General features: G+C 70.1%; 16 protein-coding genes. 7 read left to right on the forward strand and 9 right to left on the reverse strand.

Features of this window, described 5'->3' with window-relative positions; genetic code table 11:
- Positions 1-14: 14 nt before the first annotated feature.
- Positions 15-2,606, forward strand: a complete 2,592-nt coding sequence (gene valS / locus BDK92_RS14075; protein ID WP_121157123.1) for a valine--tRNA ligase — start codon at positions 15-17, stop codon at positions 2,604-2,606.
- An 89-nt stretch (positions 2,607-2,695) separates the two neighbouring features.
- Here valS and BDK92_RS14080 read toward each other — a convergent pair whose 3' ends face one another.
- Together BDK92_RS14080 and BDK92_RS14085 are read right to left on the reverse strand one after the other, a co-directional pair.
- Positions 2,696-3,346 (reverse strand): hypothetical protein, encoded by a 651-nt coding sequence (locus BDK92_RS14080; protein WP_121157124.1) that lies wholly within the window; start codon positions 3,344-3,346, stop codon positions 2,696-2,698.
- Positions 3,347-3,510: 164 nt separating this feature from the next.
- A complete protein-coding gene (locus BDK92_RS14085) occupies positions 3,511-4,386 on the reverse strand; it encodes a hypothetical protein (RefSeq protein WP_121162111.1) in 876 nt (291 codons plus the stop codon).
- 91 nt (positions 4,387-4,477) lie between these two features.
- Here BDK92_RS14085 and BDK92_RS14090 point away from each other — a divergent pair, with 91 nt between their 5' ends.
- Positions 4,478-5,641, forward strand: a complete 1,164-nt coding sequence (locus tag BDK92_RS14090) for a DNA recombination protein RmuC (protein ID WP_425462231.1) — start codon at positions 4,478-4,480, stop codon at positions 5,639-5,641.
- Positions 5,642-5,795: 154 nt separating this feature from the next.
- Positions 5,796-9,053, forward strand: coding sequence for a S8 family serine peptidase (locus BDK92_RS14095; protein ID WP_121157126.1), 3,258 nt, complete (start codon positions 5,796-5,798; stop codon positions 9,051-9,053).
- A gap of 78 nt (positions 9,054-9,131) precedes the next feature.
- Here the strand turns inward: BDK92_RS14095 and BDK92_RS14100 are convergent, their stop codons facing one another.
- Positions 9,132-9,566 (reverse strand): hypothetical protein, encoded by a 435-nt coding sequence (locus BDK92_RS14100; RefSeq protein WP_121157127.1) that lies wholly within the window; start codon positions 9,564-9,566, stop codon positions 9,132-9,134.
- A gap of 125 nt (positions 9,567-9,691) precedes the next feature.
- A complete protein-coding gene (locus BDK92_RS14105) occupies positions 9,692-10,720 on the reverse strand; it encodes a 4-hydroxy-3-methylbut-2-enyl diphosphate reductase (RefSeq protein WP_121157128.1) in 1,029 nt (342 codons plus the stop codon).
- 156 nt (positions 10,721-10,876) lie between these two features.
- On the opposite strand from BDK92_RS14105, the gene xseA reads away from it, so the two are divergent.
- A complete protein-coding gene (gene xseA, locus BDK92_RS14110; RefSeq protein ID WP_121157129.1) occupies positions 10,877-12,097 on the forward strand; it encodes an exodeoxyribonuclease VII large subunit in 1,221 nt (406 codons plus the stop codon).
- 25 nt (positions 12,098-12,122) lie between these two features.
- The gene (locus BDK92_RS14115; protein ID WP_121157130.1) at positions 12,123-12,362 is read left to right on the forward strand and encodes an exodeoxyribonuclease VII small subunit; all 240 of its coding nucleotides are present in this window, start codon (positions 12,123-12,125) and stop codon (positions 12,360-12,362) included.
- Positions 12,363-12,410: 48 nt separating this feature from the next.
- Here BDK92_RS14115 and BDK92_RS14120 read toward each other — a convergent pair whose 3' ends face one another.
- Together BDK92_RS14120 and BDK92_RS14125 are read right to left on the reverse strand one after the other, a co-directional pair.
- Positions 12,411-13,208 carry a hypothetical protein gene (locus tag BDK92_RS14120; protein ID WP_121157131.1) on the reverse strand — a complete coding sequence of 266 codons (798 nt, stop codon included), beginning with the start codon at positions 13,206-13,208 and terminating at the stop codon, positions 12,411-12,413.
- A gap of 267 nt (positions 13,209-13,475) precedes the next feature.
- On the reverse strand, positions 13,476-14,162 hold the full coding sequence (locus BDK92_RS14125) for a DUF4245 domain-containing protein (RefSeq protein WP_121157132.1): 687 nt from the start codon (positions 14,160-14,162) through the stop codon (positions 13,476-13,478).
- Between the two features lie 158 nt (positions 14,163-14,320).
- Between BDK92_RS14125 and glpX the strand changes: the two genes are divergently transcribed.
- Positions 14,321-15,352, forward strand: a complete 1,032-nt coding sequence (gene glpX / locus BDK92_RS14130) for a class II fructose-bisphosphatase (protein ID WP_121157133.1) — start codon at positions 14,321-14,323, stop codon at positions 15,350-15,352.
- Positions 15,349-16,314 (forward strand): DMT family transporter, encoded by a 966-nt coding sequence (locus tag BDK92_RS14135; RefSeq protein WP_121157134.1) that lies wholly within the window; start codon positions 15,349-15,351, stop codon positions 16,312-16,314. The genes glpX and BDK92_RS14135 overlap by 4 nt, the downstream gene beginning before the upstream one ends.
- Before the next feature lie 103 nt (positions 16,315-16,417).
- Here the strand turns inward: BDK92_RS14135 and BDK92_RS14140 are convergent, their stop codons facing one another.
- The 3 genes from BDK92_RS14140 to BDK92_RS14150 all read right to left on the reverse strand — a co-directional run bounded on the left by BDK92_RS14140 (position 16,418) and on the right by BDK92_RS14150 (position 18,992).
- A complete protein-coding gene (locus BDK92_RS14140; protein ID WP_121157135.1) occupies positions 16,418-17,386 on the reverse strand; it encodes an NAD(P)/FAD-dependent oxidoreductase in 969 nt (322 codons plus the stop codon).
- Positions 17,387-17,521: 135 nt separating this feature from the next.
- Entirely contained in the window at positions 17,522-18,172 is a 651-nt protein-coding gene (locus BDK92_RS14145; RefSeq protein WP_121157136.1) for a rhomboid family intramembrane serine protease, read from the reverse strand.
- Positions 18,173-18,317: 145 nt separating this feature from the next.
- On the reverse strand, positions 18,318-18,992 hold the full coding sequence (locus BDK92_RS14150) for an aggregation-promoting factor C-terminal-like domain-containing protein (protein ID WP_121157137.1): 675 nt from the start codon (positions 18,990-18,992) through the stop codon (positions 18,318-18,320).
- Positions 18,993-19,281: the final 289 nt, after the last annotated feature.

A 19,281-nucleotide genomic window follows, 5' to 3' on the forward strand; every position in this document is an offset into this window, starting at 1 on the left:
GGTAGCATCGGGTCATGACGGATACGGCGAAGAACCCGCGCGCCGGTGTCCCCGAGCGTCCCACCCTGGACGGACTCGAGGAGACCTGGTCGCGCCGTTGGCAGGAGGAGGGCACGTACGCGTTTGACCGGTCCAAGGATCGGGCGAGCGTGTACGCGATCGACACCCCGCCACCGACCGTATCCGGTGAGCTGCACATGGGGCACGTCTTCTCGTACACCCACACCGACACGGTGGCCCGGTTCCAGCGGATGCGCGGCCGGACCGTCTTCTACCCGATGGGCTGGGACGACAACGGCCTGCCCACCGAGCGCCGGGTGCAGAACGTGTACGGCGTGCGCTGTGAGCCGGCGCTGCGGTACGACCCGGACTGGCGGCCGCCGGCCGCCCCGGTCAGCGACGACGCGCGGAAAAACCCGATCCCGATCTCCCGGCGCAACTTCGTCGAGTTGTGCACGCTGCTGACAGGTGAGGACGAGCTGGTCTTCGAGGCGCTCTGGCGGCGGCTCGGGCTCTCGGTGGACTGGTCGCTGACGTACACCACGATCGGGGCGCACGCCCAGGCGACGTCGCAGCGGGCGTTCCTGCGGAACCTGGCGCGGGGCGAGGCGTACCAGGCGGAGGCTCCGACGCTCTGGGACGTCGGGTTCGCCACCGCGGTCGCCCAGGCGGAACTGGAGGACCGGGAGCGGCCGGGGGCGTACCACCGGCTCCGGTTCGCGGTCGCCGCCCCCGGCATCGCCGGGGACGAGAACGTGGTCGGCGGTTTCGTGGAGATCGAGACGACCCGGCCGGAGCTGCTGCCGGCCTGCGTCGCCCTGGTCTGCCACCCGGACGACGACCGGTACGCGCACCTGGTCGGCGGCACCGTGCGGACCCCGGTCTTCGGCGTCGAGGTGCCGGTGCACGCGCACCCGCTGGCCGAGCCGACCAAGGGCACCGGCCTGGTGATGGTCTGCACCTTCGGCGACCTGAGCGACGTCACCTGGTGGCGGGACCTGCACCTGGAGACCCGGGTGGTGATCGGCCGGACCGGTCGACTGCTGCCGGAACCGCCTCCCGGGGTGGACCCGGTGGCGTACGCGCCGCTCGCCGGCAAAACGGTGAACGCGGCCCGCCGCGAACTGGTGGCCATGCTCGCCGCCGGCGGCGACCTGATCGGGGAACCGAAACCGATCACGCATCCGGTGAAGTTCTACGAGCGGGGCGACAGCCCACTGGAGATCATTTCCAGCCGGCAGTGGTACCTGCGCAACGGCGGCCGGGATCCCGAGCTTCGGGCGGAACTGCTGGCGCGGGGCACCGATCTCAACTGGGTGCCGGCGCACATGCGGCACCGGTACGAACACTGGGTGGGCGGCCTGACCGGCGACTGGCTGGTGAGCCGGCAACGTTTCTTCGGGGTGCCGATCCCGGTCTGGTACCGGCTCGACAACGCTGGCGAGCCGGACTACGACCACCCTCTCACGCCGGACGAGTCCGCGCTCCCCGTTGACCCATCCAGCGACGTGCCGCCGGGTTTCGACGAGGCCCAGCGCGGCCAACCCGGTGGTTTCACCGCCGACCCGGATGTCATGGACACCTGGGCGACCTCGTCACTCACCCCGCAGATCGTCGGCGGCTGGGAGACCGATCCGGACCTGTTCGCCCGGGTCTTTCCGATGGACCTGCGCCCGCAGGGGCAGGAGATCATCCGTACCTGGCTCTTCTCCTCGGTGGTCCGCGCGCACCTGGAACACGGCGTGCTGCCGTGGCGGGACGCGGTCCTCTCCGGCTGGATCCTCGACCCGGACCGGAAGAAGATGTCCAAGTCCAAGGGGAACGTGGTCACCCCGATGTCGCTGCTGGAGTCCAGCGGCGCGGACGCCGTGCGCTACTGGGCGGCGAACGGACGACCCGGCACGGACCTTGCCTTCGACCCGGCGCAGATCAAGGTCGGCCGGCGGCTCGCCACCAAGCTGCTCAACGCCTCCAAGTTCGCGCTCGGGCTGGGCGCGGCGGACGCGTTGCGGGCCGAGGTCACCGAGCCGCTGGACCGGGCCATGCTCGCCGGGCTCAGCACGGTGGTCGGCACCGCCACCGCCGCCTTCGACGACTACGACCACACCGCCGCCCTCCAGGCCACCGAGTCGTTCTTCTGGACCTTCTGCGACGACTACATCGAGTTGGTGAAGGAACGGGCGTACGGTTCCGGTCCGGGTGCCGACTCGGCCCGGGCGGCGCTCGCCACCGCACTCTCGGCCCAGTTGCGGCTCTTCGCCCCGTTCCTGCCGTACGTGACCGAGGAGGTCTGGTCCTGGTGGCGGTACGGCTCGGTGCACCAGGCGCCCTGGCCGACCACGTACGAGCTGAGTCAGGCGGCCCGGGACGGGGACCCGGAGTTGCTCCGGCTCGCCGGGGCGGCGCTGACCCAGGTGCGCAGGGCCAAGTCGGACCGGAAGCTCTCCATGCGTACCGACGTGCCACTCGCCGAGGCGCTCGGCCCGGCGGAGGTGCTGGAGAAACTGGCGCTGGTCGGTGACGACCTGCGATCGGCCGGCCGGATCGCCAAGCTCGACTTCCTTCCCGACCGCGCCCCCGAACTGGTCATCGCCTCCGCCTTCTGAGGTGTAAGGAAGGGCCCCTTGTTATCGCTTTTTGTATAGGAAGGGGCCCTTCCTAACGCTGCGGGCGCTCTGCGGCACGCTGCGGACGGTCAGTACGGCCAGTCGCCGCGCAGGAACCGCAGCCCGAGCAGGAAGGTAACCACGGCGGGCCCGAGGAGCAGGGTGATCGCCTGCAACCGGTACGCGATCCGGTGCCGGGTCAACTCCACCGCGTTCAGAAAGACGATCACTCCGGCCAGCATCATGAACCCGCCCCACCAGTCGGTATGGCCGAATTCGATCCGTCCGTTGCGCAACAGCAGGAAGGTGACCCCGAGCGCGGCCCCGCCGAGCGCGAGCATCGCCACCGTACGGTGTGCGGCGCGGGCGAGCGGGTGTGCCGGGTGCCAGCCGTAGGTGCCGGCGATCGCCAGCGACGGCAGGATGATCATGAATGGCCAGCCCCGGCCCATCACGCCGAGCATCAGCAACGCACCGACCGCGAAGACCAGCCCGCCGACGCAGGCCACCAGGTACCCGGCGAAGGCCCGGCCACCGCCTCGGGCCAGCAACGGTCCTCCGGTCGCACTGATCAGGGCGCCGGGGACCAGGATGAATCCGGCCCACCAGTGGAACCGGTCGATCGACTGCGCGATCACGGTGACCGCGGCCACCGCCAGCGCGGCCGCGGCAAAGCTGCCGAGCCAACTGGTGGCCGATCCGGGCCGGGATGGCGTCACGGTGTGGATGTCTGCGCTCACCCTGCCGACTCTGCCCCGTTCGGCGCGCTCCGACCATCCCGCCAGCCCTACCATCGCCGGGCGGGCTAGCCCGAACCACCTGCGTCGATCATGAAGTTGACGGGGATTCCACGCCCCAAAGGGCGCACCAACTTCATGATCAACCCGCTGCCCGGGAGTGCGCGCTAGAAGTCGCCGCCACCGAAGTCGCCGCCACCCCAGTCGCCGCCGCCGAAGTCGCCGCCACCGCCCCAGTCGCCGCCGGACCAGTCGCTGGAGTCGGCAGCACCGAAGCCGGAGTCCGCCGAGTAGTCGGCGGCGCTGTAGTCGCTGCCACCGCCATACCCGACGTCGGTGTAGTCGGCACCACCGTCGCCGGCCGCACCGGCGTCACCGGCGTCGGCCCCGTCGGCCCCGTCGGCGAAGCCCTCCTGGTAGCCGGCGTCGTAGCCGTACCCGGGGTCGGCGAAGGCGGGCGAAAAGAGCGCGTCGGCGATCAACATGCCGCCGACCACGCCGGCCCCGGCCGCCAGGCCGGTCTTCCACCAAGGGGTGGAATACCAGCCGGAGGGGACCGGCCGGCCCTGGTAGCGACCGCCCGGGTAGTAGTAGGGCGTGCCGGCGCCCGGCTGCGGTCCGGCCCGGAACACCTGCCCCTGGACGTTGACCTCCCGCTCCCGGGTGATCGACCCGGCGCCTCGGGAGGCGGCCAGCGGCGGCAACTCGGGGCCGGGGTCGATGCCGAGCGCGACCCGGGCGGCGCGGACGTACGCCAACCCCTCCAGCGCGGTCTCCCGGGCAAGTTCGTACTGCTTGGCGGAGCGGGCCTGCTCCAGTTGACCACCGGCCGCGTTGTAGCGCTCCCCGGCGTCGCTGAGCGCCTGCCGGACCGCCGGCTCGTCGCCCCGCAGACCCAGCACCTGACCGCCCAGCCGCTCGTACCAACGCACCGCGTCGGCCCGCGCGTCGGCCAGCTCACGCACCTGCCGGGCAGTGGTCTCCCGCCGCCACCAGGTGACGCCGCCGACCAGCAGAACCAGCAGAACCAAGACCCACACCATGCGTACGACGGTAGCTCCGCCAGCCAACCGGTCCGCCTTACCGGCGATCCAGGTCACACCGGTGTCGTACACGTTTGGCATGCTCAGCGGCGTGGGAGTCTCGACGGTGCTCGTGGTGCTCGTCTGTCTCAGCGCCGGTGGCGCGCTGGGCTGGCTCGCCGCCCGCGCCCGCTCGGCCACCGAGATCGCCCGACTGGACGCGACCCTGCGCGCCACCCGGGACGGCGAGGGACGGCTGGAGCAGTCGATGCGGGCGCTCTCCTACGAGGCGACAGCGCAGTCCCAGGAGGCGGTGGCCCGGGCGGTGGCTCCACTGCACGAGACCCTGCGCCGGTACGAGCAGCGGGTGGCGGAACTGGAGCGCGACCGGGTCGACGCGTACGCCGAACTGCGGGAGCAGGTGCGGTCGATGGGCGCGGTCTCCGGCGAGCTGCGTACGGAGACAAAACAGCTCGTCGCGGCGCTGCGGGCACCCCAGGTCCGGGGCCGGTGGGGTGAGCACCAGTTGCGCCGGATCGTCGAGGCCGCCGGCCTGCTGGAGCACTGCGACTTCGCCGAGCAGGTCACCGCCGCCACGGACCAGCAGGTGGTCCGCCCCGACCTGGTGGTCCGACTGCACGGCGGCCGGTCGGTGGTGGTCGACGCGAAGGCGCCGTTCGAGGCGTACCTGACCGCGATGGAGGCACGGGACGAGCGCGGGCGGGACGCGCACCTGGACAACCACGCCCGGCACCTGCGGGCCCACGTGGACGCCCTGTCGGCCAAGGCGTACTGGTCGGCGTTCGCGCAGACACCGGAGTTCGTGGTGCTCTTCGTTCCGGCCGACCCGTTCCTCGACGTCGCGCTGCAGCGGGACCCGACCCTGATGGAGCACGCCTTCACCCGCAACATCGTGCTCGCCACCCCGGCCACCCTGGTCGCCCTGCTCCGTACGGTGGCATATGCCTGGCGTCAGGAGGCACTCGCCCGCAATGCGGTGGCGGTGCACACGCTGGCCCGGGAACTCTACGGACGACTGTCCACTCTGGGTGAACACGTGGCGAAGCTCGGCAGTTCGCTGGGCGGAGCGGTGACCGCTTACAACCGCGCGGTGGGCTCCCTGGAGTCGCGGGTGCTGGTGAGCGCGCGCAAGTTGGCCGACCTTGGTGTGTCCGGTGACGAGTTGGCCGCGCCGGCTCAGGTCGAGCTCACCACCCGGCATTTGCAGGCGCCCGAGCTGACCGATAACGGCCAACACGAATCTCACGCAGAGTAGCGGAATGTAACATACAAATATGTGAATCAGATGCGGTCAATATCACGGGCTGGTCACAACGGACTCTGGACTAGTGACAGGGATCGACCAGACGCGAAAGATGCGCTCACACGTGCCCTGTTTCTAAGGGCCCTGTTCTCTGGAGGAAGAGAACGTGAGCAAACCCCGTACCTGGAGTCGGCGTACCTCCGCCGGCCTCCTCGCGTCAGTCGTGGCGGCGGGCGCCATGACACTGACGGGTGGTGTGACAACCGCCGGTGCCAACCCGTCGACCGAAGCCGACGTTCTCAAGGGGACCCCCACGGACACGTTGGGTTCCCACGATCTCGAACTGCTCGCCAAGGCCGAGGCCAACCGCGAACAGGACGTCACGGTAATCGTGGTGACGGACAAGGGCGAGGCCAACGACGTCGCGGCTGAGCTGAAGAAGCTCGGCGGCGTCATCGGCAAGCAGGTGGATGGTGTCGGCTACGTCCGCGCCCGGATTCCCACCAGCGCCGTGCTCAAGGCGGCCAAGCTGCCCGGCGTCGCGGCCCTCGACCTGAACGAGACGATCCAGCTGCCGAAGCCGGAGCCGGTGAAGGCGGGCGCCAAGGCAACTGTCGCGGTGAGCGGGCCGGGCGCGGACACGCCCGCCGTCAACCCGTACATGCCGACCAGCGAGACCGGCGCGGTCGCCTTCAAGCAGGCACACCCCGAGTGGGACGGGCGGGGGGTGACCATCGGCATCATGGACTCCGGCGTCGACCTGGACAACCCGGCGCTGCAGACCACCACCACCGGCGAACGCAAGATCGTCGACTGGTTCACCGCCACCGACCCGCTGTTCGACAGTGACGGCACCTGGCGGGCCATGCTCACCGACGTCACCGGCCCGGCCTTCAACTACGGCGGCACGAGCTGGACCGCCCCGGCGGGCACGTACAAGATCAACCGGTTCTCGGAGAACATCACCACCGCGAGTTCCCCGGGCGGTGACGTCAACCGTGACGGCGACACCACCGACGCGTTCGGTGTCCTCTACGACCCGGTGAGCCACGACATCAGGGTCGACGCCAACCAGAACCGCGACTTCAACGACGACCCGGTGATGCGCCCGTACGGCGAGCGCTACGACATCGGACACTTCGGCACCGACAACCCGGCCACCGCCGTACGGGACCAGATACCGTTCGTGGTCGAGTACCGCGAGGACGTCGACACCACCCCCGCCGGCCTGCCCGGCGTCGCCGACTTCGTCAACATCGGCATCATCGAGGACGAGCACGGCTCGCACGTCGCCGGCATCACCGCAGCCAACGACATGCTGGGCAACGCCAACTTCGACGGCGCCGCCCCCGGCGCCAAGCTGGTCTCCGCCCGCGCCTGCTCCTGGGGCGGTGGCTGCACCGCCGCCGCACTCAGCGACGGCATGGTCGAACTGGTCGTCAACCGTGGCGTCGACGTGGTCAACCTGTCGATCGGTGGCCTCCCGGCGCTGAACGACGGCAACAACGCCCGCGCCCGGCTCTACGACAACCTGATCCGCGACTACGGCGTCCAGCTGTTCATCTCGGCCGGCAACAGCGGCCCGGGTGTGAACACCCTCGGCGACCCGTCCACCGCGACCGACGCGGTCAGCGTCGCGGCCGGCATCAGCCAGGAGACCTACCTGGCCAACTACGGCTCGGTCACCCGTACGCCGTACCAGCTGTTCAACTTCTCCTCCCGTGGCCCGCGTGAGGACGGTGCGTTCAAGCCGAGCATCACCGCACCGGGGTCGGCGCTGTCGACCACGCCGGTGTGGCAGCCGGGCATCCCGGTGGCCGAGGCCGGCTACCAGCTCCCGCCGGGCATCCAGATGATCAACGGCACCTCGATGTCCTCGCCGCAGGCGACCGGCGCCGCGGCGCTGCTGCTCTCGGCGGCAAAGGCCACCGGCAAGGACGCCGCCCCGGAGAAGCTCCGCAAGGCGATCTACTCGTCGGCCACCTGGATCGACGGAGTCGGCGCGGAGGGCCAGGGCAACGGCATGTTCAATGTGCCGGGCGCCTGGGACCTGCTCGCCGGCGGCTTCGAGGTGCGCGGCTACGAGACCGCCGCGCCGGTCTGCACCCCGTTCGCCGACTTCCTGGTGACGCCGGGCAAGGGTGCCGGCATCTACAACAGCTGCGCGGTGACCGAGGGCGGCCAGCGGCCGGACGTGGCCAAGAAGTACACGGTCAAGGTCACCCGGACCACCGGTGCCAAGAAGGACATCAAGCACACCGTCCGCTGGGTCGGCAACGACGGCACCTTCCGCAACGCCCCGAAGAACCTGATCCTGCCGCTGAACAAGACCGTGACCTTCACCGTCGAGGCACGGGCCGGCTACGGCTCGCACAGCGCGATCATGCAGGTGGACGACCCGGCCACCTCGATCGTCGACTTCGCGTTCCTCAACACGGTCGTCATCTCCAACGTGCCGACGAAGCCGAACTTCGACTTCACCACCAGCGGCACGGTCGACCGCAACCTCTCCAAGTCCTTCTTCGTCACCGTGCCGGAGGGCGCGGCGGCGTTGCAGGTCAACCTCACCGGGATCGCCCCGGGCTCGCAGACCCGCTTCATCGCGAACAGCCCGTACGGTGTTCCGGTCGAGAGCACCTCGAGCCTGAACTGCTTCACCAACTTCTCCGACCCGGCCGTCTGCAAGCCGGAGGAGCGGTCGTACGAGAACCCGGTCCCGGGTGTCTGGGAGATCGAGGTGGAGTCGCGGCGTACCTCCGGCCTGCTGGAGAACCCGTTCGCGCTGCAGGCCCGGATCCAGGGTGTCGCGGTGCAGCCGTCCGTGGTCGAACTGCCCAACGTCACCGCTGGTCAGCCGACCCCGGTCACCTGGTCGCTGAGCAACACCTACGGCCCGGTCACGGTCTCCGGTCAGGGCGGCGCGCTCGGTAGCGTCGTGTCGGAGCGTCCGACCATCGCCAACCACGAGGTGCAGACCTTCGAGGTGGCGGTACCGGCCGGTGCCACCCGTCTCGACGTCGCGATCGGCAACACCAGTGACCCGGCCGCCGACCTGGACCTCTTCGTGTACCGCAACGGCACGCTTGTCGGGCAGGCCGCCGACGGGGACTCGGAAGAGGCGGTGGCTCTGGTGAACCCGGCCGCGGGCGTCTACACGGTGGAGATCGACGGGTACGCCGTACCCACCGGCTCCACCGCGTACGACTACCGGGACGTGTTCTACTCGGCCGCGCTGGGCAACATCTCGTCGTCGGGCGCCTGGGTGAACCTGCCGAAGAACGGTTCCACCGGCAGTGTCACCGGCGCGGTCACGGTGCTGAGCGCACCGCCGGCCGGCCGGCAGCTCTTCGGTGAGCTCAAGATCGTGACCAACGAGGGCGCGGTCGTCGGCAGCGGCAACGTGGCGATCGGCTCGGTCAACTAACCACCAGTACGGCAAAAGCGTGGAGCCCGTCCCCGGTTGGGGGCGGGCTCCACGTTTCGATCCGGTGGTGCCGAGCGGTCAGGCTGGTTTGGCGCTCTCCACCACCAACGGTGTGCCCTGCTGGCAGGTGGTCATCAGACCGGGCTGGAGCCGCCCGGTCACGGTCACCCGGGCACCGGCGCGTAACTGCTCGCGCGGCCCGCCGATGAGCAGATAGTTGTCGATCAACATGCAGTTGGGCTCTACCCCCTGCGTGATCACGCCGGTGACGGTGAACGTGCCGGTCGGGGCCGATCCACCCGGCGACCAACCCGGGCTGGGGCGGCGCGGGCTGGCCGGGGCGGTCGAGTTGGCCGGCGGCAGCGGCGGTTCGGCGTTCGGGTCACTGGGCTTGACGGTAGACAACGACGGTCCTCCTGAGGGGTTGACCGAGGGTGGGGTCGCGGACTCGCCGCAGGCGCCGAGAACCACGCAGAGCGCCACCGCGGGGAGCCCGATCCGAATCGACTTCATACGTCCTCCGACGGCGGCACCGGCCCGTACGTTCCACCGCGCCGGTACGGGACCACGTGCGGCATCCCGCCCCGGGCGGGACGGGATCCGCTCGCCGTGCTCGCCGGGCGGCACCGGGTGCCCGCTCAGCCGTTGCCGGCGCTGGCGGCGAGCGCGGCGGCCTGCACGGACCGGGCCGCGGCCGCGGCCTTCATGTCGCGCTTGAGCTCCTGCGGCAGCGAGAAGGTGAGCCGCTCGTCGGCGGTGGTCACCTCGGCCACATCGGTGAAACCCCGCTCGGCGAGGTGGTCCAGGACCTGCATGACGAGCTCGTCCGGAACGCTGGCACCCGAGGTCAACCCGACGGTGGTGGCACCGGCCAGCCACTCGTCGGAGATCTCCGAGGCGTAGTCGACCAGGTAGCCGGCCCGGGCACCCGCGTCGACGGCGACCTCGACCAGACGGATCGAGTTGGACGAGTTGCGCGAGCCGACCACGATCACCACGTCGCAGTCGGCGGCGATCTGCTTGACCACGTGCTGACGGTTCGAGGTGGCGTAGCAGATGTCGTCGCTGGGCGGCGACTGGAGCAGTGGCAGCCGCTGCTTGAGTCGGGCCACCGTCTCCATCGTCTCGTCCACCGAGAGCGTCGTCTGGGAGAGCCAGACGACCTTCGACGGGTCCCGCACGGTCACCTGGTCGACGCTGTCCGGCCCGTCGACCAGCTGGATGTGCGCGGGCGCCTCGCCAGCGGTACCGATGACCTCCTCGTGGCCCTCGTGGCCGATGAGCAGGATGTCGTAGTCGTCGGCCGCGAACCGCCGCGCCTCGTGGTGCACCTTGGTGACCAACGGGCAGGTCGCGTCGATCGCGCGCAGCGACCGCTCCTTGGCCTGCACGTACACCTCGGGCGCGACGCCGTGCGCGGAGAAGATCACGGTGGCCCCCTCGGGGACCTCCTCGTTCTCCTCGACGAAGATCGCTCCCTGCTGCTCCAGGGTCGAGACGACATGCTTGTTGTGCACGATCTGCTTGCGTACGTAGATCGGCGCGCCATAGAGCTTGAGCGCCTCCTCGACGGTCTGCACCGCCCGGTCGACGCCGGCACAGTAACCGCGCGGCTTGGCCAGCAGCACACGCTTGCGGGTCTCGGGAGTCGCCTCAGCCTCGATCACACGGTCAGTCTACGTGCCGATCCGGGCCGGGGCAGCGGGCCGGCACAGTGGGTGGCGCAGCCGACCGGCGCAGCGGACCGGCGCAGCACCCGCCGGGCGCGTACGGGTGGGGCGGGGCGGACCGGCGGACCGCGCGGCCCACCGTAGGCTGACCGGATGACCGAGGCCGCCGCCGGGCGCAGCACCCCCGAAGAGCCGTGGCCGGTTCGGGTGGTCAGCCAGAAGGTGAGTGCCTGGATCGCCAAGCTCGGCTGGGTCTGGGTCGACGGCCAGGTTGCCCAGATCAGCCGCCGTCCGGGTGCGGCCACCGTCTTCCTCACCCTCCGTGACCCGTCGGCCGACCTCAGCCTCACCGTGACCGCCAGCCGGGACGTGCTCGACGCGGGCGCGCCCGAACTCGCCGAGGGCGCCCGGGTGGTGCTGCACGCGAAGCCCGAGTTCTACGCCGGGCGCGGCACCCTCAGCCTGCGGGCCGACGAGATCCGCCAGGTGGGGCTCGGCGAGCTGCTGGCCCGGCTGGAGAAGCTGAAGAAGCTGCTCGCCGCCGAGGGACTCTTCGACCGGGCCCGTAAGCGGCGGCTCCCGTTCCTGCCGAACCGGGTCGGGCTGATCACCGGCCGCGCCTCGGCCGCGGAACGGGACGTTCTGCTCAACACCCAGCGCCGCTGGCCCGCGGTGGACTTCCGGACCATCAACGTCGCCGTTCAGGGGCCGACGGCGGTGCCGCAGATCATCGACGCGCTGCGCGTACTCGACGCGGACGAGAGCGTGGACGTGATTGTGCTGGCCCGGGGCGGAGGCGGGGTGGAGGATCTGCTCCCCTTCTCCGACGAGGCGCTCTGCCGGGCCGTCTTCGGCTGCCGTACGCCGGTGGTCAGCGCGATCGGGCACGAGAGCGACGCGCCGCTGGTCGACTACGTCGCCGATCTGCGCGCCTCCACACCCACCGACGCGGCGAAACGGATCGTGCCGGATCTGGCCGAGGAACAGCGGCTGATCGGCCAGGCCCGGAACCGGCTCGACCGGGCCGTACGCGGACTGGTCGACCGGGAGTCGCACCGGCTCGACGGGCTGCGGTCCCGACCTGTGCTCGCCCGCCCGGAGGTCATGATCGACCAGCGGACGGCCGAGACCGGGGCGCTGCGGGACCGGGCCGGGCGCTGCCTCGACCACCGGCTGACCACCGCCGGCGGGGAACTGCGCCAGACGGTGGCCCGGCTCCGCGCGCTCTCCCCGGCCGCCACCCTCGAACGCGGGTACGCCATCGTGCAGCGCTCCGACGAGCAGGTGGTACGCGCGGCGGGCGAGGTGGGCGCGGGCGACCAGCTTCGGATCCGTCTCGCCGACGGTGAGCTGACCGCGACCGTGGACGCCTGATCCGTACGTACCGAGATGGGACACGATGACTGACGAGCAGAAGCGCACCGCCGGACCGGACGAGCGGCTCAGCTACGAGCAGGCCCGGGCCGAACTGGCCTCGGTGGTGGAGCGGTTGGAGACCGGCGGGACGTCGCTGGAGGAGTCCCTGGCGCTCTGGGAGCGCGGCGAACGGCTGGCTGAGATCTGCCAGCGCTGGTTGGACGGCGCCCGGGACCGGATCGACGCGGCCCGGCGGGCCCGGGAGGGCGGGACACCCGCCTGATCTCCCGGGTCCGGGGTCGATCACTGCCTGCCTGAGCGGTTCGTAGTCCTACTTGAGCAGTTCGTACAGTTCGGCCGGCGCCTCGACGACCTGGTCGGCCGGCGGCGCCTTCGGAGCCGGGGCTGCGCCGTAGTCGGAGTAGCTGACCTGGAGTTCCTGGGCGGCGGTCGCCCCGGCCGCGGGCACCTTGATGGTCAACTGGGTGAGCCGGCCCTGGGCGTCGACCTTCGCCTCGAACGGCAGCTTGGCCGCGGCGGGGCCGAGATCCTTCACGATCGAGCCGCCGACCAGGCTCGCATCGGTCGCCTTGGTCAGGTCGATGTTGCCGGTGAAGACATCGTCGGTGGTCTCGCGTACGTCGACGACGGCCTGGGTGAGCGCGGCGGCTCCGGCCGGGTCGACGTCCTCGAAGTCGAAGTCCAGCAGCGCGAGGCCCTCGATCCTGCTCTTGTCGAGGTGGTGGTACTTCCCGGTGGCGAGCAGCCCGAGTCCGGGCACCGCCTCCAGTCCGTCCCCCTCGATCTTGGCCCAGCCGTCGGTGCCGATGTAGATCATGTCCATCGCCATTGAGCTGCCGGCAGCACCGAAGGTCATCTTCATTCGGGCACTCCGGCTCGGCAGGTGGACCACACCCTCGCCACGGGTGCTGTCGCTGGAGATGGCGAAGCTGAAGTTGCCCTTGGCGATCTCCAGGGTGGAGGCGAGCAGGGCCGCCTTCGCGTCGGTGGAGGTGGCCGGACCCTGCGACGCGACGGGTTTGGCGCCCCCTGGCTCGCACGCGGCGATTCCGGGGACGAGCAAAGCTGCGCTGACGAGAACGGTGACGCTCGAGCGCCGAATTCTCACGTGGAATCCCCTTCAGGATGTCTCCGGCGTCAATACGCCGCTGACTGAAGGCCGTAGCCTAACGCCTGGACATCCCTCGCAGATAACCCTTAAGTATTACATAAAACTCGCGGATATCTGCCATAAGTTCGACGGCAGCCGACGGGTCGGTCGGGGCACCAACGACCGTCGTGAGCACCCAGCTCATTGATGACCGCCTCTGGGTCACCCGTCAGGCCCACCCTCGCCCCGATCCAGGCCCGCCCTTGCCCGATCCGGCCTCGTTCGCTAGCCGAGCGCCCCGGCGAGGTCACGCAGCTCGCTCTCCCGGGCCGAACCGACCACGATCACTGTTCGCCCCGGCTCCATCAGCACCAGGGCCCGTTCGCTCGCCCGCGCGGTGTAGCGCTGCCAGTTCCGCCCGTCGACCTCGGTCGCGCCCTGCGGTTGCCCCTTGGGGGTCAGTTCGGTCGGCAACAGCCGCTCGGCCGGCAGGTTGCTCTGCACCACCTGTACGGCCCCGCCATTCGGGCTCAGGTATCCCAGACGCAGGGTTACGGCCCCCTCTGGGCGCTGGAGATTGGCGGTCACGCTCTGCCAACCGTCGGCCAGGCCGACCGGCTCGCTCACCGGGAAGGCGTTGATCGACCGGGCCTGGGCCACGGTCGGCGCCGGATCGATCTCGGCCGGCTGGTCACCGCCGAGGAAGACCCGATAGAACCCGACCAACAGCGCGATCGGGATCAGGAGCACCAGCAGGGAGATCGCCATGTCCTTCGGCGAGCGCTCCGAGCGGGTCGCGGCGGCTACCACCTCCGCCGTCGCAGCCGCCTCGCTGGCGTCGGAGTCAGCCGGGTCACGGTCACCCGGAGTGAGGTCAGTTGCCCCGAGGGCGCACGGTCCAGGGTCACTCTGGGTACGGTCGTTTCGGGTGCCGTCGTTCGAATCGCGGTCAACAGGCGCAGCGGAGTCCACGTAACCAGTTTGACAGCCGTTCCGACTGCTGCGACCTGGACCACCCGCGACCGAACCTGATCTACGTTCGCAAGCGTGTCAGGATCTAATGACATGGCCGGTGGCAGGCTTGGCCTTCCGCCGGTTCACCCCGCACCGTCGCGAGGAGGAGCCCCGCCATGACCATCACCAGGACCCGCATCCCCCAGGATCTTGACCGCAACCTCGCTCTCGACCTGGTCCGGGTGACCGAGGCGGCGGCCATGGCCGCCGGTCGCTGGGTCGGCCGAGGCGACAAGGAGGGCGGGGACGGCGCAGCCGTCGACGCCATGCGCAAGCTGATCAACTCGATTCCGATGCGCGGGGTCGTGGTGATCGGCGAGGGCGAGAAGGACAACGCGCCGATGCTCTTCAACGGCGAGGTGGTCGGCGACGGGACCGGCCCCGAGGTCGACGTGGCGGTCGACCCGGTGGACGGCACCACTCTGATGAGCAAGGGCATGCCGAACGCGCTCGCCGTACTCGCGGTCGCCGAACGCGGCGCGATGTTCGACCCGAGCGCTGTCTTCTACATGGAGAAGATCGCGGTCGGCCCGGCGTACGCGGACGCGATCGACATCAACGCCGGAGTGGCCGACAACCTGCGCCGGATCGCCGAGGTGAAGGACACCGACATCTCCGATGTCACCGTCTGCGTCCTCGACCGACCCCGGCACGAAAGACTGGTCAAGGACATTCGCCGGACCGGCGCCGGCATCAGGTTCATCTCCGACGGCGACATCGCCGGTGCCATCGCGGCGGCCCGGGGCGAGTCCGGAGTCGACGTGCTGATGGGAATCGGCGGCACCCCCGAGGGCATCATCGCCGCCTGCGCGCTCAAGTGCATGGGCGGGGCGATGCAGGCGAAGCTCTGGCCCCAGGACGCCGACGAACGGGCGAAGGCGCTGGCCGCCGGACACGACCTCGACCGGGTGCTGCACACCGACGACCTGGTCACCGGGGACAACTGCTTCTTCGTCGCCACCGGCGTCACCTCGGGCGACCTGCTGCGCGGCGTGAGCTACCGCTCCGGCGGCGCGTACACGCAGTCGATCGTGATGCGCTCCAAGAGCGGCACGATCCGCGTGATCGACTCCTACCACCGGTTGGAGAAGCTCAACCTCTACTCGGCCGTCGACTACGACGGTCGTCCCCTGGCCGAGCAGGAATGAGCCTGCTCGACACGGGTACCACCGCGAAAATCACCCCGACCGCGCGCCGGGCCGGGGCCGTCGGCCTCGCCGTCGTCTCCGGCAGCGCGGTCGCGGTGCAGTCCCGGATCAACGGCGAACTCGGCGTACGCCTGCACGACGGCATCGCCGCAGCGGTGATCTCCTTCGGCATCGGGCTGGTCGCGCTCGTCGCGCTGGCCTTCGGCAGCTCCACCGGGCGGCGCCACCTCGGGGTGTTCCGCTCCGCCCTGCGAGACGGGTCGTTGCGCCCCTGGCAGTGTTTCGGCGGCGCCTGCGGCGCGTTCATGGTGGCCAACCAGGGGCTGACCGTCGGCCGGCTCGGCGTGGCGATCTTCACCGTCGCCGTGGTCGCCGGGCAGTCGGCGAGCAGCCTGGTGGTCGACCGGGCCGGTATCGGTCCGGGCGGCCGGCAACGCGTCACCGCCACCCGACTCGCCGGCGCGGCGCTCACCGTACCGGCGGTCTTCCTCGCTGTCGGCGACGGTCCGAACGACCCGGCCGGACTCGCCCTGGCCCTGCTGCCGCTCCTGGCCGGCTTGGGCCTGGCCTGGCAGCAGGCGGTCAACGGGCGGGTACGGGCAGCCTCCGGCAGCGTGCTGACCGCCACCCTGGTCAACTTCGCGGTCGGTCTGGCGGCGCTGCTCGTCGCGTTCGCCGTGAGCCTGGCGGTACGCGGCTGGCCGACCGGCGCGCTCCCCACCGAGCCCTGGCTCTATCTCGGCGGCCCGATCGGCATCCTGTTCATCGCGATCGCGGCCGCCCTGGTCCGCTTCACCGGCGTACTCCTGCTCGGTCTGGCGACGATCGCCGGCCAGGTGGTCGGCGCGGTGGTGATCGACGTGGCCGCTCCCGGTGGCGCCAGCGGGCCGGGCCCGTTCACCCTGCTCGGCGCGGCCCTCACCCTGGCCGCCGTCCTCGTCGCCGCCCGACAGAAGAGTTGAGGAAGGGCCCCTTCCTATCGTTTCCGGTGGTGGAAGGGGCCCTTCCTAACCAGGCGGCGGCGCGGGTGGCGGCGGGTGCGGCGGCAGGGCGCGGCGGCGATGGTCAGCCGGCGTCGGAAGAGTGTCCGGGAAAGAGGTGGGCGGCGGGGTCGATGACCACCGCCGCGTTGTTCACGGCGGTCGCCGCCTCACCGAAGCCGGTCGCGATCAGCCGGACCTTGCCCTTGTACTCGGTGATGTCACCGGCGGCGAAGACCCGGGGCAGGTTGGTGGCCATCGTGCTGTCGACCAGGATGTGCCGCTTGTCGAGGTTCAGTCCCCACTCGGCGAGCGGCCCGAGGTCAGCGGTGAAGCCGAGTGCGGCGACCACGGTGTCGACCGGCACCGTCTCGGCGCTCCCACCCTTGACCACGATCTCCGCGCCGGTGACCGCACCGTCGCCGTGGATCCTGGTCACCTCGGCGTTGACGACGACGCGTACGGGCAGCTTGCGGACCCGCTCCACGGTCGCGGCGTGCGCCCGGAACTTCTCCCGTCGGTGCACCAGCGTGATCGAGGCTGCCAGTGGAGCCAGTGCCTGCGCCCAGTCGAAGGCCGAGTCCCCACCTCCGATGATCAGCACATCCTGACCGGCCAGGTCGGCCAGGTGCGGTACGAAGAAGACGATGCCGCTGCCGACGAAGCTGTCCGCCGCCGGGAGCGGACGGGGGGTGAAACTGCCGAGGCCGCCGGTGATCAGCACCGAGCCGCAGGCCAGTTCGGTGCCCCCGGTGAGACTCAGCACCGGCTTGCCGGACTGGTACGAGAGCTTCTCGGCGCGGACGCCGAGCAGATATTCGGGGTTGAACGTGGCGGCCTGGACCACCAGGTTCGCGACCAGGTCCCGGCCTTTGATCGACGGGAACCCGGCCACGTCGTAGATGACCTTCTCCGGATACATGGCGGTCACCTGGCCACCGGGCTCGGGAAGCGCATCGATGACGGCGACGGAGAGGCCCCGGAACCCGGCGTAGTAGGCGGCGAAGAGTCCGGTCGGGCCGGCTCCGATTATGGCGACATCGACCTCACGCATGTGCTCACCGTCGCCTTCCGCCTACGGATCAACATCTGCTGATTCCGACCGTAGGCGGCGCGACGTTGTGGAGGCAAGACACGTCCCATGCCGGATTCGCCAGCCGACCTCGGCGGCGCTGCCGGGGTCCGGCCGTCAGGGCAGCGTGAGGGTCGGGGCGGAGGAGTACGCGTCGCGTTGTGGGCGGCGCCGGAACAGGATCGCCGCCACCAGCCCTCCGATCAGCCCGAACAGGTGCCCCTGCCAGGAGATCGGCTCGTCGGTGGGGAGCACCCCGAACAGCTGCCCGCCGTAGAGCAGACCGACCAGCAGCACCACCGCGAAGTTCCACCAGCTCCGCTCGACGATGCCGCGCATGAGCAGCAGGCCCAGGTAGCCGAAGATGATCCCGCTGGCTCCCACCACGACCGAGTTCGCCGAGCCGGTGAACCAGACCCCCAGCCCACTCACGAACATGATCACCAGGGTGGAGTAGAGGAAGCGCCGGGCGCCAGCCGCCAGCACGAACGTGCCGAGCAGGATCAACGGCACGCTGTTGCTGTAGAGGTGGTTGAAGCCGTGGTGGAGGAAGGGCGCGAAGAAGATCCCGTCCAGCCCGTCGATCCGGTGCGGGATGATCCCGGCCGTGCCGTCCAGCCCCGCGTCCAGCCAGTAGTCGAACCCCTCGATGGCGAAGAGCACCGGCACGACCGCGCACATGGCCACGAACGCGCGGCCGAGGGCGGCGTAGAAGGCGTCGCTGCCGAACCGGTACGGGTCGCCGCCGCTACGGGAATCGAATGTCACCCCTCAAGTAGCTATCAGCTATCGCCCGTAACCGCCACCCGACTCGTCACACCGGTCGCCGCCACGCCGGCCGCGCGCCGGACAAAAAAGACCGAGGGGTACGGACCCTCGTCCGTCCCCCTCGGTCGGCGAGGCCGGTCGAGCCTCAGTAGTAGCCGTTGTTCTGGAAGTAGGTCCACGCCCCACAGGGCGTCTTGTACCGCCCCTTGATGTAGCTCAGGCCCCACTTGATCTGGGTGGCCGCACTGTTCTGCCAGTCCGCGCCGTACGCGCTCATCTTGCTGCCGGGCTTGGCCTGCGGGATGCCGTACGCACCAGAGGGATTGCTCGCCTTGGGGTTCCAGCCGCTCTCCTTGGTCCAGAGCTTCTCCAGGCAGGGCATCTCGGCAATCGGGAAGCCGGCTTCGAGCATGAGCGCACAGCCGACCGCGCGGTTGCCGCTGTACTCGTTGCACGAATCCGGGATCGGACCGTCGTACGGCTTGGCCGGCGCGTTGGCCGCCCGCTGCTCACGCTTCTTCCGATCCGCCGCCGCGTCGGCCTTGCGGGCCCGCTCAGCGGCCGCCTTGGCGGTCTCGGCGGCCTTACGGGTGGCTTCCTGCTCGGCGGCCACCTGTGCCGCCATCGCCTGCTTGTGCGCGGCGTTGCGCTCACGCAGCAATTGGAACTCGGCGCGCTCGGCGTCAGCGACGAGTTGGGCGTCGATTCCGCTCTGTTGGGTTTCCCGGTCTTCACCCAGGAAATAGCCACCAGCAACACCCACCAGCAGCATTGAGACCGCGAGCGTCCGGACGCCGTAGCGGCTCCACAGCCGACTCACGAAGTGTTCCCTTCGTCGGGGACAAGGACCGGCGCGAACCAACCCGTGCGGGGCCGGTGCTTTCCGCGCCGCGAGCACTCGGTCCGACCGGACCGCTGTTACGGACGACTCGTGATCGTCCGCACCATTTGCCCTTGGAAACCGATCTTCGACGATGTCCGTGAGGCAGCAGTTGCTCGAAGCACACCATCGCGCACAGTGAGTCGGCTGGGAAACCAACGACGGCGATTGTGACTTGTGCCACTCAAAATACCGGCACAAACCAGTCGAATAGCCCCAGTAGGTGCTA

The sequence above is a fragment of the Micromonospora pisi genome, from assembly GCF_003633685.1.
Taxonomy (GTDB): Bacteria; Actinomycetota; Actinomycetes; order Mycobacteriales; family Micromonosporaceae; genus Micromonospora_G; species Micromonospora_G pisi.